19 protein-coding genes are annotated in these 13,185 nt (G+C 60.9%); 4 read left to right on the top strand and 15 right to left on the bottom strand.

The window, feature by feature from the left end:
- Nucleotides 1–21 precede the first annotated feature (21 nt).
- Genes phnE through ACOOE1_RS11785 form a run of 4 tightly spaced genes read right to left on the bottom strand, consistent with a single transcriptional unit; the run spans nt 22 to nt 4,317 of the window.
- Nucleotides 22–780 carry a phosphonate ABC transporter, permease protein PhnE gene (gene phnE, locus ACOOE1_RS11800; RefSeq protein ID WP_420402396.1) on the bottom strand — a complete coding sequence of 253 codons (759 nt, stop codon included), beginning with the start codon at nt 778–780 and terminating at the stop codon, nt 22–24.
- Nucleotides 780–1,562 (bottom strand): phosphonate ABC transporter ATP-binding protein, encoded by a 783-nt coding sequence (locus ACOOE1_RS11795; RefSeq protein WP_420402395.1) that lies wholly within the window; start codon nt 1,560–1,562, stop codon nt 780–782. The genes phnE and ACOOE1_RS11795 overlap by 1 nt, the downstream gene beginning before the upstream one ends.
- Nucleotides 1,559–2,434: a phosphate/phosphite/phosphonate ABC transporter substrate-binding protein gene (locus tag ACOOE1_RS11790; RefSeq protein WP_420402394.1), complete on the bottom strand. Its 876-nt coding sequence runs from the start codon at nt 2,432–2,434 to the stop codon at nt 1,559–1,561. The genes ACOOE1_RS11795 and ACOOE1_RS11790 overlap by 4 nt, the downstream gene beginning before the upstream one ends.
- The gene (locus tag ACOOE1_RS11785) at nt 2,434–4,317 is read right to left on the bottom strand and encodes a cytochrome c peroxidase (RefSeq protein WP_420402393.1); all 1,884 of its coding nucleotides are present in this window, start codon (nt 4,315–4,317) and stop codon (nt 2,434–2,436) included. The genes ACOOE1_RS11790 and ACOOE1_RS11785 overlap by 1 nt, the downstream gene beginning before the upstream one ends.
- A gap of 92 nt (nt 4,318–4,409) precedes the next feature.
- Here ACOOE1_RS11785 and mntR point away from each other — a divergent pair, with 92 nt between their 5' ends.
- The gene (mntR, locus tag ACOOE1_RS11780) at nt 4,410–4,868 is read left to right on the top strand and encodes a manganese-binding transcriptional regulator MntR (protein WP_420402392.1); all 459 of its coding nucleotides are present in this window, start codon (nt 4,410–4,412) and stop codon (nt 4,866–4,868) included.
- Between the two features lie 197 nt (nt 4,869–5,065).
- Here mntR and ACOOE1_RS11775 read toward each other — a convergent pair whose 3' ends face one another.
- Entirely contained in the window at nt 5,066–5,500 is a 435-nt protein-coding gene (locus tag ACOOE1_RS11775; protein WP_420402391.1) for a MerR family transcriptional regulator, read from the bottom strand.
- A gap of 414 nt (nt 5,501–5,914) precedes the next feature.
- Here ACOOE1_RS11775 and ACOOE1_RS11770 point away from each other — a divergent pair, with 414 nt between their 5' ends.
- Nucleotides 5,915–6,301: a c-type cytochrome gene (locus tag ACOOE1_RS11770; RefSeq protein WP_420402390.1), complete on the top strand. Its 387-nt coding sequence runs from the start codon at nt 5,915–5,917 to the stop codon at nt 6,299–6,301.
- Nucleotides 6,302–6,572: 271 nt separating this feature from the next.
- Here ACOOE1_RS11770 and lspA read toward each other — a convergent pair whose 3' ends face one another.
- From lspA to ACOOE1_RS11720, 10 genes are all read right to left on the bottom strand, one after another.
- Nucleotides 6,573–7,055: a signal peptidase II gene (lspA, locus tag ACOOE1_RS11765; protein WP_420402389.1), complete on the bottom strand. Its 483-nt coding sequence runs from the start codon at nt 7,053–7,055 to the stop codon at nt 6,573–6,575.
- Nucleotides 7,056–7,087: 32 nt separating this feature from the next.
- Complete coding sequence (locus ACOOE1_RS11760; protein WP_420402388.1) at nt 7,088–7,276, bottom strand: hypothetical protein; 189 nt, start codon at nt 7,274–7,276, stop codon at nt 7,088–7,090.
- A 288-nt stretch (nt 7,277–7,564) separates the two neighbouring features.
- Nucleotides 7,565–8,029, bottom strand: coding sequence for a DUF411 domain-containing protein (locus tag ACOOE1_RS11755; RefSeq protein ID WP_420402387.1), 465 nt, complete (start codon nt 8,027–8,029; stop codon nt 7,565–7,567).
- Between the two features lie 3 nt (nt 8,030–8,032).
- Nucleotides 8,033–9,178: a M23 family metallopeptidase gene (locus ACOOE1_RS11750; RefSeq protein WP_420402386.1), complete on the bottom strand. Its 1,146-nt coding sequence runs from the start codon at nt 9,176–9,178 to the stop codon at nt 8,033–8,035.
- Between the two features lie 224 nt (nt 9,179–9,402).
- Nucleotides 9,403–9,891: an SCO family protein gene (locus ACOOE1_RS11745; RefSeq protein ID WP_420406426.1), complete on the bottom strand. Its 489-nt coding sequence runs from the start codon at nt 9,889–9,891 to the stop codon at nt 9,403–9,405.
- Between the two features lie 137 nt (nt 9,892–10,028).
- Nucleotides 10,029–10,457 (bottom strand): copper chaperone PCu(A)C, encoded by a 429-nt coding sequence (locus ACOOE1_RS11740; RefSeq protein WP_420406425.1) that lies wholly within the window; start codon nt 10,455–10,457, stop codon nt 10,029–10,031.
- Between the two features lie 61 nt (nt 10,458–10,518).
- Nucleotides 10,519–11,178, bottom strand: a complete 660-nt coding sequence (locus ACOOE1_RS11735; RefSeq protein WP_420402385.1) for a DsbA family protein — start codon at nt 11,176–11,178, stop codon at nt 10,519–10,521.
- The gene (locus ACOOE1_RS11730) at nt 11,175–11,597 is read right to left on the bottom strand and encodes a disulfide bond formation protein B (protein ID WP_420402384.1); all 423 of its coding nucleotides are present in this window, start codon (nt 11,595–11,597) and stop codon (nt 11,175–11,177) included. The genes ACOOE1_RS11735 and ACOOE1_RS11730 overlap by 4 nt, the downstream gene beginning before the upstream one ends.
- Before the next feature lie 5 nt (nt 11,598–11,602).
- On the bottom strand, nt 11,603–11,788 hold the full coding sequence (locus ACOOE1_RS11725; protein ID WP_420402383.1) for an SCO family protein: 186 nt from the start codon (nt 11,786–11,788) through the stop codon (nt 11,603–11,605).
- On the bottom strand, nt 11,789–11,986 hold the full coding sequence (locus ACOOE1_RS11720; RefSeq protein WP_420402382.1) for a hypothetical protein: 198 nt from the start codon (nt 11,984–11,986) through the stop codon (nt 11,789–11,791).
- Between the two features lie 173 nt (nt 11,987–12,159).
- Between ACOOE1_RS11720 and ACOOE1_RS11715 the strand changes: the two genes are divergently transcribed.
- The gene (locus ACOOE1_RS11715; RefSeq protein WP_420402381.1) at nt 12,160–12,588 is read left to right on the top strand and encodes a MerR family transcriptional regulator; all 429 of its coding nucleotides are present in this window, start codon (nt 12,160–12,162) and stop codon (nt 12,586–12,588) included.
- Nucleotides 12,589–12,654: 66 nt separating this feature from the next.
- Nucleotides 12,655–13,161: a hypothetical protein gene (locus tag ACOOE1_RS11710; RefSeq protein WP_420402380.1), complete on the top strand. Its 507-nt coding sequence runs from the start codon at nt 12,655–12,657 to the stop codon at nt 13,159–13,161.
- Nucleotides 13,162–13,185 lie beyond the last annotated feature (24 nt).

Raw genomic sequence — 13,185 nt, 5'->3', positions numbered from 1 at the left:
TCTGTGCGTCGGTCGATCGATTCAGGCAATCCAACGGCGCAGCGCCATGTTGATGGCCTCGATGGCGACCACCATGGCGATCACGGCCAACGTGATACTCGCCGCCTTGTCGTACTGAAACGAGCGCACATAGGTCTGGATATAGAACCCGATCCCGCCTGCGCCGACGACACCAAGGATCAGCGACTCGCGCAGATTCAGTTCGAAGCGGAAGATGGTGTCGCGGGCGACAATGGGCGCCATCTGCGGCCAGATCGCGTGCCTGAGCTGGGCAAGTGGCCCGGCACCGGCGCTTTCTAGCGCAGCGATCGGCGCGCGGGAAACGCTGTCGATCGCTTCGGCATAGAACTTCGCAAGCATGCCAGTGGCGTGAAAGGCGACTGCAATGATGCCAGGGAGAGGACCCAAGCCCACTGCGCCGACCATGAACATGGCTACGAGGATCAGTGGGATAGCACGAATGAAGGCGAGCAGCGTGCGGACAGGACGGTAGAGCGCCGGCGACACCATCGTCTCGGATGCCAATATCCCGAGTGGCACCGAGAGGATGACCGCGCCGAGAGACCCCAGGATCGCGATGCGCAGCGTTTCCGCGCTCCCCTTCATGATCTCGTTCATCACGGTCGGATCGGGGGGGATCATCCGGCCGAGAAAATCTGCGATCCGGGGGCCAGCGGACAGAAGGCGAGACAGTTCGACATCGGTGGTGGCGAACGACCAGAGTACCGCACCCGCGACCAACGCCCCGGCTGCGAAACCGCCAAACCCGCGTGACTGCATCAGATCACCGCCCGCAACCCGATGCCCGGCAGGGCTAACCTGTCGCGATAGAGGTCCGCCGTCGCATCTTCGCTCAGTTCGCCGACCGCTACGTCGAAGGCGATTCGCCCATCCCGCATGCCCACGATACAATCAGCAAAACGCCGCGCGAGATCGGGCTGGTGCGACGAGAACAGCACGGTCGCCCCCCGCGCGCGCGCAGCGCCGGTGAGCAGCGTCAGGATTTCTGCAGCTCGAGTGGGATCGAGATGGCTGACCGGCTCGTCGGCAAGGATCAGACGCGGCTCTTGGGCAAGGCAGCGTGCAATGGCAACACGCTGCCGCTGCCCGCCGCTGAGACTGTCGACCCGGCGCTCGGCCAATTCGACGATGCCACAATCCGCGAGCGCGGCGCGTGCCACGTCCATATCGCGTGGCAAAGGGGACCCGAGGGCCGCACGCAGCGGCGACATGCGGCCAAGTCGCCCATTCAGCACGTTTCGCAACACTGAAGAACGTTCGACCAGCGCGAATTCCTGAAAGACGAAGCCGATGTCAGGCCGGCTGGCACGCGACGGTGGATGATCGGGATCGAGCGGCACGCCCAGGATCGAGACACGACCGCGCCAGCCTCGAAGCCGCCCGTCGAGTAAAGTCAGGAGAGTTGTCTTCCCGGCGCCTGAAGGTCCGAGCAGCGCGGTGCTTTCGCCCGCAGGAACCCTGAGCGATAGGTGGTCCAATGCTGGTAGCTCGGCGTTCGGATGGACGAAGCTCAGATCGCCTATTTGCACCGCGGCGCTCATTCGAGGAGCCCGTAGCGCCGGGCCATGTCGCGCACTCCTTCATAGGCCTTAGGGTCCGCTCTGACATAGCCATCGGGTCCGTAGAGGTAGCGCAGCAGGTTGCGGTTGCCGGCTTCATTGAGGCGCATCATCGCATCGACGAACCGCGACTGGAGGCCTGTGTCCAGTTCCGGCCGTGCGATCACCACATGACTGGGGATCGGTTCGCTCTCGGCTATCCAAGTAACTTTGGCCTGTTGCTGCGGGGTGAGAAGGAGGTCGGCATACTGGCCCGCGCCGGAGGCATCGACAAGGCCCTCGGCCATTGCCTGCATCGCCTGCTGATAGCCGCCCGCGAAGAAGATGCGGCCGAAGAAGGCTTCGGCGTCGCCGGGCCCTGTCACCAATCCCGCTTCGACGAATTCCTCCAGCGGATAGAGGTAGCCCGATTCCGAGATTGGATCCGCGAAGGCGATATCCTTACCCCGGAGATCTGCAAGCGTCTCGATCCCGCTGTCTCGGCGCACGAAGACCCGGCCGTTGTAGCTCGTTGCGCCGCGGTAAACTTCGGAGAGCAGCGGCACCGCGCCGATCTCGGCCTCGGCCAGTACGAAGGGCAGAGCGCCCATGAAGGAGATGTCTGCGTCGCCGTTCCGCAGCGCCTCGACGGCAGCGGCGTGATCGATGGTGACGAAGCCCTCGACCGGAACGCCGATCTGGCCCGCCAGCCATCCGGTGATCGCTACTATGTCGCCGAGCAGCTTTTCCGGGTTTTCCTGCGGGATGAAGGCGAGGCGGAGGCCTTCTTCCTGCGCCGCAAGGCGTGATCCGAAGGATAAAACGCCCGCGACGGACAGGATCATCGCCTTTCTGCGGCTCAGACGGATCGACATCAGAACGCCCTCTCCTCGATTGTTTTGGCCTCGTCCCTGAACGCGGCCCAATGTGCCTCTGCCGACCCCCAGTCTCCGGCGCGCACGGCGGCGCCGACCTTGGCCATTTGTTCGGCAAGCGCATGGACCTCCGGCCGCGCGGCAAGATTGGACATCGTGCTGGCATCAGCAGAGAGGTCTGCGGCGACCGTATCCGTCAGGAGAAGGATGTGCTCTGCGTCTCGCCGGGGCAGCAGCGAATCGAGTGTTGATGCGAAGGTCGTCAATTCGGAAAAAGCGAGGCGGAAGGAAGTGTTCTCGGCATCGAAAGTCTCGTAGGGCTCATCGGCCGAGCCCACCGCCTCCAGATACGCGCTCAGGTCGGCGCGTTCGGTCTCTGACAGCCCGAGCGATTTCGTCTCGTCGAACCAGTCCACAACGGCGGCGAGTGTCGGCAGAGATCCGTCGTGGAAGTAGGGCCTCGTGTAGACCGTCCCAAGCAAAGTGGGCGTGTCGAATGCGCCTGCCCGCGCGCCTTCGTAGGCTGGACTGGCGGACCCGACGTCGTGCGCCTGACGGTCGAGAAAGTTGCTGTCCGGCACGTGACAGCTGGCGCAGGAGCGATTGCCGAGGCCCGCGAATGGCCGATTGAATATCTCCTCGCCGCGCCGCGCGGCCTCAGGTGCCTCATCGGTCAACCGGCCAGCCGCGGTTAGCTTCGAATTCGGCAGGAAGTCGAACTCCAGCATATAGGCCAGAAGCGCGTCGAGCATGAAGGGCGTGGGTTCGGCTCCGCCGAATTCGTTTACAATCACATTGCGGGTGAAGTCGCGGAGCGACGCAAACCGACCGTCGCGGCCATACGGGCCGGTGAAACGCAGGCCGCGCAGGCTCGGGATGTCCAGGGGATCGTCGCGCTGGTCGTTGAAAATTGGGTTGAAGAAAGCGCCGTCCACGTCGATCGCCCCAGGCTGATGGCTGGCGCCGGGGATGAACAATCGCTGGTTCACGTCCGAGCGATTGTGACAGGTCGAACATGCGATCCCGAGGTCGCGCGCCGGGCTGCCGAAGATCTGGGCGCTGTCGAACAGCATGTCGCCATAAGCGACAAGCGGCAGGTCGGTTTCATTGATGCCTTGCTCCTCAAAATTGAGGACGAGCAGGGGCAGAGGATCCTGGTCGAAGATATCGGACCCCGGCGGCAGGCTCGGTGGCATCTCGATGCTGTGTCCACTGAGCACAGCCGCCTCAGGCAGCGGGCTGAGCTGCTGCCTCGGAGCGAAGTCGTCCACGAGATAGTTATCTGCGAGATAGTTAGAGATCACCGATCGTGCCGCGACCATCGCTTCGCGGTCAGGTGGCGTGGCACCTGCTCCAAGAACACCGGCGGACCCCGTGCTGCTGTTGAGTTCAAGCCAGGCACGGCCGATCCGGCGTGATGCCTCAGGATCGGCGACGCCAACGCCGTCAGCGAAGGCGCGGTACAGTTCGCGTGCCGTCCTCACCGCTTGCTGCGCGCTTGTCGGATTGTCGGCCTCCAGTGCGCGGTCCAGCTCTTCCTCGATTCTGAGCGCGATTAACCTCGTCGCGGCGGTGAACAGAGACTGGCGGTCCCGGCGCGCCAATGCGTCCAGCAGAGGCCCGGTTTCAATATCGCTTCTCCCACCCAACCAGGTCATCGCATCCACGGAAAACTCCGAGTTGCGGTAAGGGTCGGACCAAGCGGCTTCGATGTCGTCCCAGGGGAGCGGTTCCAGATTTCCGAGAAACAGCGTCAGACGGTGGGCCGCCGCGTCTGGAAGCCACGGGGCTTCTTTCGCAGGTGTCGCAATGGCCGGCCCGAACGAGACGAACACGCCGACCAGAGAGACAATCATGTATCCAAGCAATTTCCGGATCACCATGCCCTCCAACACCCGAAATGTTAGCTGTGTCTAATTTATCTATCCGAGGCTAACAATTTGTCAATCCTTCTGTTTCAGGGCAAACTCCCGAAATGACCAAGCTGCAATCACATGAACGCGAGACCTTTGAACCTGTAGAGCGCGCGCCGGAGGCGCAGGCGGAAGGCTTTGCGATCGTGCGGCAAGCGCATGAAAGCGAGATGGCGGAGGACTACGTGGAACTGATCGCGGAATTGATCGAGTCCCGTGGAGAGGCCCGACCGGTCGATATCGCCGAGCGACTGGGAGTGAAGCCGCCGACTGTCACCAAGAACATTTCGCGCCTTAGGACTGCTGGTCTCGTCCGGCGAGAGCGCTATCGAGCGATTTTCCTTACCGAGACAGGCCAGGCATTGGCCGAAGCATGCAGAAGACGGCATCGGATCGTGGTCGCGTTCCTCTTGAGCCTTGGGATCGATGAGGAAACCGCGGAACGTGATGCTGAGGGGATCGAGCATCACGTGAGCGATGAAACGCTGGCGGCGTTCGAACGAGGACTCGATCGGGGATGATCGATTTTAACGATATCGCCGAGCGCTGGATCTAGGTCATGGACTCATAAGCGGGTCATGCACAAAATTAGTCCGCTGATGCTCCAGAAGCAGACGCGATTTGCCGAAGCTGGACGTGATCGAGTTTGCCCAAAACCGGACGAACCTAGTTTCGGAACGGCGAAAGAGAAACGCCACTCATTCCAAACCGAAGAGCATCATCGCTGGTCGCTCGCACCGACATTGTCTCGCGAGCGATTACGAAGCGTCTCCATAATCCGGCATTCATCGATTTGGCCACCGCCGCAAACGTCAATCATCCGCTCCAATTCTGACTTAAGTGCTGCAAGACGGGCCATGCGCTGATTCACTTCGTTCAGGCGAGTTTGCGCAATCTCGGTGACTGCTTCGCAACTCTGGCTTGGACGCATGGTCAGATTCAGCAGGTCGCGAATTGCGTCCTGGCGAAACCCCAATTCTCGGCAATGCTGAATAAATCCGAGGCGTGTGACGTGCTCGGGCCCGTATCGCCGCTGGTTGCCTGCCGTGCGCGACGGTAACGGCATCAGTCCGATTTCTTCGTAATAGCGGATCGTCGGGACCTTGCATTGGGTCTCCTTCGAAAGCTGACCGATTGTTAGAACGCGCAGCATGGCGATTCCTCTTGAACCTCTAGTAACTATAGAATTTATATTTTTCGAGAGCCAATGGGAAGTCCGGAAGTGCGTCAGATATGGCCGGATCTAATCGTGGCCGGAGTTATGGCGAGCCTGTTCCTTTGGTCTCCGGCCCAAATAGTTCGCCAAGCGGCGCATGAACTGGAACACGCAAGCACTTTCCCAGCAGAGAGAGCAACGAGGAGAAGCAACATGAGGAGAATAGGGCCTAGGCTTGCCGTGGCGGTTTCCGGGTTTCTGGCGTTAGCCGTCGCAGCCGGATTCGTGTTCAATCTCAATGACGCGGCGGCCCAATCGCCAAATCAGCGTTCACAGCCGGGTCAGTGGGACAGGTGGAACCCCGGATGGATGCAGCGTGACATGTGGGGTCCGGGCCGAATGGGGCCAGGCATGCAACAAAGGATGGCGCGACACTGGGCCTTCATGCATCAGGGCATCCCGGCTGCGTATCAGGCAGCACGAAACCCACTTTCGCCGGACGCCAAAATCATTGATGAAGGCCGCGCTCTCTATCAGAAGAACTGCGCATCTTGCCATGGGGCGACAGGCATGGGGGACGGTGAAGTAGCGAACTCACTGAATCCGTCTCCGGCCTTGCTCGCCTATATGATTCAGATGCCAATGTCAGTAGATGAGTACATGCTGTGGTCGATCTCTGACGGTGGCGCGGCCTTCGGAACTGCGATGCCCGCATTCAAGGGCGTCCTGACCCGAGATGAAATCTGGAAAATTGTCACCTACATGCGAGCAGGGTTCCCTGTTGCGCAGTCTCAATAGTGAGGTCCGAGCCCATGTCTCGATTTTTCGGTTACTTGATGTGTGCGGGGATGGCTTTGCTGTTCTCGTCTCCGGTTCTCGCACAGCAATCACAACAGGGACCAGGATATGGCCGCTACATGTGGAATGAGGGCTGGCACGGCTGGTTCTTCGGCCCGATCATGTTCAAGCTCCCACCATTTGGAATCTTGAATCAAACAGCGATCGAATTATGAATCCTGTTTATGAGTACATGACCTCGCAAAGTTCCCGGACAGCGTCCGAATTAGGTTCATTGATCTGTCCGAAACCATCGCTGGACCATTGGCGCGACCAGAAGCAATCCGACACCACCGACCACAAACACATCGGCCATGTTGAAGGCCGGCCAGTGGACGGAGCCAAAGTAGAAATCGAGGAAGTCTGTCACACCCCGGAATCTGAGGCGGTCCAGAACATTTCCGAGCGCGCCGCCTATGATCGCGCCGTAGGCAAACGCCTCGGTCCCGTCCCGGGTGCGAAGCATTATGACCACGAGCCAAGCGCAGACTGCCAAGGCCAGCGCCACGAGGCTCCACCACGGTGCGCCGCCCAAGAGACCGAAGGCCACGCCATCGTTGCGGTGAAACGTGAGGTTGAACCCGGAAAATAAGGGAACTCCAGCGCTCAAGGCGCTCGCATTCGCGACGACGATGGCCTTTGTGACCTGATCGACCGCAAGAGCCGCGATGGCGGCCAACATGCCGATCAGTGGCGTTTTTCCGGCTAACAACATGCTTTACCCCAACCAGACGTCGAGAAACAGCATCAGGACAAGGCCAGTCGAAAGCCCGAGCGTTGCCTTGTACCGGTTTCCGCTGCGATGGGGTCGGGGGTGTTCTCGTGACTGATGACATAGAGAATAGCACCGGCGGCGACGGCCAGCCCACAGGGCAGAAGCGGCTTTGACAGCGTGATGATACCCGCCCCGAGCAACCCGCCGAGCGGTTCGACCATGCCGGTAAGTGTCGCGATGTCCCATGCCCAGAAGGATCCCGATCAGACGATGATTGCAGGCGCCGCGCTGCTGTCGAATCGCGGCTCGGCCGCATCCAGCGCGGGGATGATCAGCGAGAAAAAGGAGGCGGTGAGCATTGCGCCCGTCGTAGAGCCGAGCGACAGGTCGCATGTGACTGGTTAGGGAATCTGGCTGAACAGCACAGGGACGGCCCTGACGACTGTCAGTTTGCCGGCGGCCGGGCTTCCGAGAAAGCCAAGCATGATAGGGGGCAACTGATCCATTCTTCACTTGGCTTGCCCTTCCGGGTAGCTCGAATAGATGTCGGTCGAACCGTCCTTGTGGATCAGAAAGACGTCGTAGGCTTCGCGGTCCTCCTCGGGCCCCATGCCGGGGGAACCGTAGGGCATGCCCGGAACCGCGAGGCCGACCGCATCGGGCCGTTCCTCGAGCAAGCGGCGGATGTCCGAGGTCGGCACATGGCCTTCGATCACATAGCCGTCAACAACCGCCGTGTGGCAGGAGACCATGCGCTGTGGCACGCCGTTGTCGAGCTTGAAGCGCACGAGAAGGTCGCCGAACATATCTCGGCCCGTCGGCGCGAATCCGTTCTCTTCGAGATGGTTCATCCAGGACAGACAGCAGCCGCATCCATTTGTCTTGCGGACCTCAATCGGGGTTGCCTCCGCGAGGGCTTGCGCCCCCGGGAACAGAGCGATTGCGATGAGCAGGGTCTGGGCAAATCGTTTCATGGGTCAGAGCCTTTCGGTTGCTGTTAGGCCGTTCTCGCGGTCGAGGTTCTTAGCCAGAAGCGCGCGGGCGTCAGCCAGGCGCGATAGCGCGGCAGCGTCATTCGCCTCGAACTCGGCGGCCTCGGCGAGCCGCTCGTCGGAGAGTGGGTCGGTCGGGCGGCCGTCCACCAGAACCTCGTAGTGCAGGTTCGGCCCGGTCGCGGTGCCTGTCGCGCCGACACGCCCGATTATGTCCCCGGCGGCAACGCGCTGGCCTTGTGTCAAGTCCTCCGACGCCGCGCTGAGATGCGCGTATCGCGTCAAGGTGTCCGAGCCGTGTGAGATCTCGACGACGCGGCCGTACCCACTCCGCCAGCCGATGAAGTTGATGCGCCCAGGCGCCGTCGCTTGAACCGGCGTCCCACGAGCCGTAGCGAAGTCGACGCCGGTGTGCATTCGCGTGTTGCCGTAGACTGGATGGGGCCGGCTGCCGAACACCGAGCTCAGGCGCGCACCTTCCACAGGCTGCGCAATCACACGGAGTACCTCGCCATCGACAAATATCGTTGCCTGTCCGCTGCCGTTGTCCGGCCAAACGACCTCGTAGAGCGCGCCTCCGACCTCGAGCGCGGCAAAGGCAAGGTCAGGCTGGCCCATCCTGTCTTCTCCCACGCGCGCCTCGCGCCAGAGAAGCTGGAGCGTTTCGCCGCCCGCTATCTCACGGCGGAAATCCACGGTCCCGCTCAGCATCTGCGCCAGATCCACGGCAAACCGGGGCGGAATACCAGCGTTATCGAGCGCGGCGAAAAGCGAGCTATCGATCACCGCTTCGCCGGCGTATGTCACGACCTCCGGATCCGGGGCCACAACTTTCGTGGCCAACTGATCACCGAAGACCGCTTCAATCCGCACACCATCCTCAACAGCGAGCGCAACGCTACGCAGGCTGCCATCCATGGCCGAAACGACGGTCACGGAATGCCCCGGCCGCAGCCGTCTCAGATCGTACTCCGTGCCAAGCGCCATAGCGATTTCCGTTCGGTCGGTCGCTGAGAGACCCGCCTCTACGAGAACGACATCGAGCGTTTCGCCGCTTTCGATGTCGCGCGACCAGTTGGACAGGCGAGGCTCGACCGTCAGTAAGGAGCTATCATCGACAGTGACCTGCAATTGTGGCATCGGTCTGAGAGCAGCCACGGGTTCACTTCGTTGCGGCGCAAGTCGCGGCGATGCCAACTCTTTAATCGGGGCCGGCTGGAGCCCGTCAGGCGTCCATATGTTAGCTGCCGCAAGATCTGGAGGAACGGGGGCCTTCGACCAGCCCCCCGAGTTGGCGAGACTGCCACCGGACACCGCCGACACGATTGCGAAACCTGCCGCGATTGTTCTGATCCTCATGTTGCCCCCTCACTTTCTTCGTTGAGCGAGCGGCGGATTTTCGGGACCGCGAATTTCCTCGGCTCGTGAAAATCGATCATGGTGGTAAACCGGCCCGTGGCGTCGAACAGGAAAACGCTGGCGGTGTGGTTCATGGTGTAATCGCCGCCGTCGGTCTGCACCCGCTCGTAGCGCGCGCGGAAGCCCTGCGCTGCTCGCGCGATCTCGTCCTCCGGGCCGGTCCAGCCACGGATCGATGGATGGAAATAGGCAACATAGTCAGCCATCGCTTCAATAGTATCGCGCTCGGGATCGACGGTGATGAACACCACGTTCATTTCCTCCGCCTCTTCACCGAGGTCGTCGAGCCAGCCAGAGATCTCCGAAAGCGTCGTCGGGCAGACATCCGGGCAGTAGGTGAAGCCGAAGAAGACCATCGTCGGGCGCCCGATCAAGGCTTCGGGTCCAACCTCGATACCCTCGTGATCTGAGAGACGGAACGCCATTGCGGATAGGGCCACCGGTCGCAACCCCGTCTGTTCGGGTGCGCCAGGGCCATCAACCTGCCACCATCCAATGAAAAGTGTCAGGGCAATCGCTGCGACGCCTACGGAGGCATATATTGATATCTTCCGCCGGTCCATCAGCCCTCTGGACCGCGTGCGGCAATGCCTAAAATTGGAACCTCGACAACGATTTCGCCACCATCCGAGAAGTCCAACCTCAGAGAAAAGTCATCTCCCTCGGCCATCGGTTGCTGCAAGCGCATTAGCATGACGTGCAGCCCTCCCGGTTCCAACGACACAGCATCACCTGGTGCAATCTCGATCTCGCCCGCGGGTACCATCGAGCTGACACCTTCGGCATTCGTAGATGTTTGGTGAATGTTTGGCGTGATTGCCAATCTTGTGCGGATGCCGGTCAGTGTCACAGCCTCGTCGCCAGTGTTGCGGATTGTCATATACGCTGCTCCCGGACGGTTTACGCCTATTGACGCGCGCGCCCAGGCGTCTTCGACGACTACATCCTCTGAACCAGCTATAGCGGAGGTTGCTGCACCTGATGCGAACATCAGTGTCGCGATCAAGCTGATGATTACTGTCTGCACTTTGACTTTGCCTTTCTCGAATTCGTCAACTGTTAGCCGCTGCGACTTCAGTCGCTACCAGACGGCGCAATTCCGCTTCCCCAAAGGGATCAAGTGGCTTGCCATTGACGAAGAAGGTCGGTGTTCCGCGGACTCCGGCGGTTTCTACATCGGCTCGATCCTGGTTGAGAACGCCGGTTGTCTGTGGCGCGAGAAGTTGGGCCTTCGCTGCCTCCGGGTCCAGTCCGGCAGATGCTGCAATCCCAATCAGCAACTCCGGTCGCATGCCGCCATGGGAAGCCCATTTTGGTTGATCACGCAGTATGGCCTCCAATACGGGTTCGAAGACGCCTTGCATGCGCGCAGCCTCAAGAACGCGAATGGCAACTTCGGAACCCTCACCGTGAAATGGGGTGTAGCGGATGACGACGCGCACGGCATCGCCATGCTCAGCCATGATGTCCTTTACGATAGGATGAAAAGCCCGGCATGCCTCGCAAGCCGGGTCGAAGAACTCGACGATGGTCACGGGCGCGTCTCTGGGACCAAGAACGGGCGAGTAGGAGCGGATCAGCGCCTCCGCAAGTTCTGGGGAAACAGGCTCGGCCTCCGCCGGTGGGCCGGGGCGGGTAGTGTACCAGGTCGCGCCTCCGAAACCGGCGACAGCAAGCGCAAGGGCTGAGAGAATAAAGTAGCGTCTGTTCATGTTCGTGTTTCCTTCAAGGAGAGAGCCGACAGCACGCCGATCAGAGCGAAGGCGGCGAGCGCCATCAGCGGGATCGGAATGCCGAAGACCAGTTGGTTGTCGTCGATGCAAGAGGGGCCTGTGACCGTGCAGGGCTGAATGCGCTCGGGGATCAGGCCGGCGTAGAGACCTACATGCCAGAGCGCGACAGCGCCTCCGCCAAGCGCTAGGGCGATGCCGTATTGGCCCACGCGAGGGTCGCGCCACCAGAGGCCGAGGCCGAGGACGATGGCCAGCGGAAACATGAAGGCCCGCTGGAACCAGCAGAGCACGCAGGGCGTCTGCCCCAGAACCTCGCCGATGAAGAGCACGGCAAGCGAGGCCGTGAGCGCGATCATCCATGCCAGCCCGAGAGCCGTTTCTCCGGATATACGGGTCATGTCGGTCAGATCCTCTCTCTCAGATCGGCGAGCGTCTCTTTGGCGGGCGTGTCCCGTTCGGGATCGATAGTGATGAAGATCGGCCGCACCTTGGCAGCGTCATCGCCCAGTCCCTGCATTACGGCTGCGACCTCCGATAACGTGGTGGGGCAGACGTCGGGACAGTTGGTGAAGCCGAAGAAGATCAACATTCAGCGCCCATCGAAATCACCTTCCGTACGCACCATGCCCTGATGATCGGCCAGCTTGAACTCCGCGACGAACGCCGGATCTGTCTCTGTTAGCGCGCTGTCGGCGCGATATTCGGACCAGAGCTGAGGCCATCCGAACGCGAGGGCTACAATGCCTGCCAAAACCCAGAGAAATTTTCTTACGGATGCGATGGACAATCCGGCCTGCCTGTCTTTGATTCTTGCCTATTTCGACGTTTACATCCTCTAGTTACTGTAGATTCAAGCCTGATTGTCTGGCTGCGGTGGGAGATCCTGCTTCTGTGAGTCTTAGGCTTGCACCACCGAACTATTGAACCTACACAACTTGTAGGTTCCCCGGAGGGTGCAATATGCTGACGATCGGCAGTTTGGCGAAGAAGACCGGCACGAAGGTGCAGACCATCCGGTACTATGAGCAGATCGGGCTAATGCCGGAACCGGGGCGGACGGAGGGCGGGCAACGCCGCTATGGTGATGCCGAACTTGACCGGCTGTCGTTCATCCGACATTCGCGGCAACTCGGCTTTTCGCTCGATGCGATACGGGAACTCCTCGAACTCAGCGACCATCCGGAAAAGTCGTGCGACGAGGCCGATGCGATCGCCCGCCGTCAACTCCGCCAGGTTGAGCAACGCATGGCGCGTCTAAAGGCACTTCGCACCGAGCTGAAGCGCATGGTCCGCGAGTGCAGCGGCGGGCGGAGCGCGGATTGCCGGGTACTCAAGGTGCTGCGGGACCATTCGGAGTGTTTGACCGAACATGACGAGATTGGCACCTGAGCAGTTACCGTAGTTACAAATCTCCCGCCTAGGCGACCTTACGGCGTCAGAGAAAAAAACGTCGAGATGCTGTTCGCCCACCTCAAACGCATCCTGACGCTCGGCCTCCTGCCCGCGAAGACGCCGTGTGCGTCGCGTGTGATTCCAGCGAACCCATTGCAGCCCCCAGAGAGCGAAGTGACTATCGCGAGAAACGGGCGGCTGTGTCGCCTTCATAAGCGGCAGAACAAAGACACCATCGCCTTAGCCCTCATATCGCGGCATCCGGCCTTCCCGAAATTCCATGGACAGACGAATGATCGGGCTTTCCATGGGCTGCCGGGAGTTTTCCCGCAAAAGGAAGTCCGGTTGCCCCGCCGAGAAAAACCTTTCTTCGCCGACCGGCTGCAGCTGGCCCATGTCATAGAGAACGAGGATTTTCTTCGCGACTTTCGTAAAGTCATTCCCCATGGTCGTCCCGACCATCGAACCGTCATCAATTATGAAATGACCGTCCGGCGCGGGAACGGACGTAGCCTAGGGCCGCGCTCCCCTGATACCGAGGAGCGCTACGGGCGATACCACGAAGAATAGCACGCGTTCACAGAGCGCGCCAAA

This window comes from Nisaea sp. (assembly GCF_965216895.1).
Taxonomy (GTDB): Bacteria; Pseudomonadota; Alphaproteobacteria; order Thalassobaculales; family Thalassobaculaceae; genus Nisaea.
The sequence above is the reverse complement of the archived record's forward strand: the minus strand, read 5'-3'. Positions and strand labels throughout refer to the sequence as shown.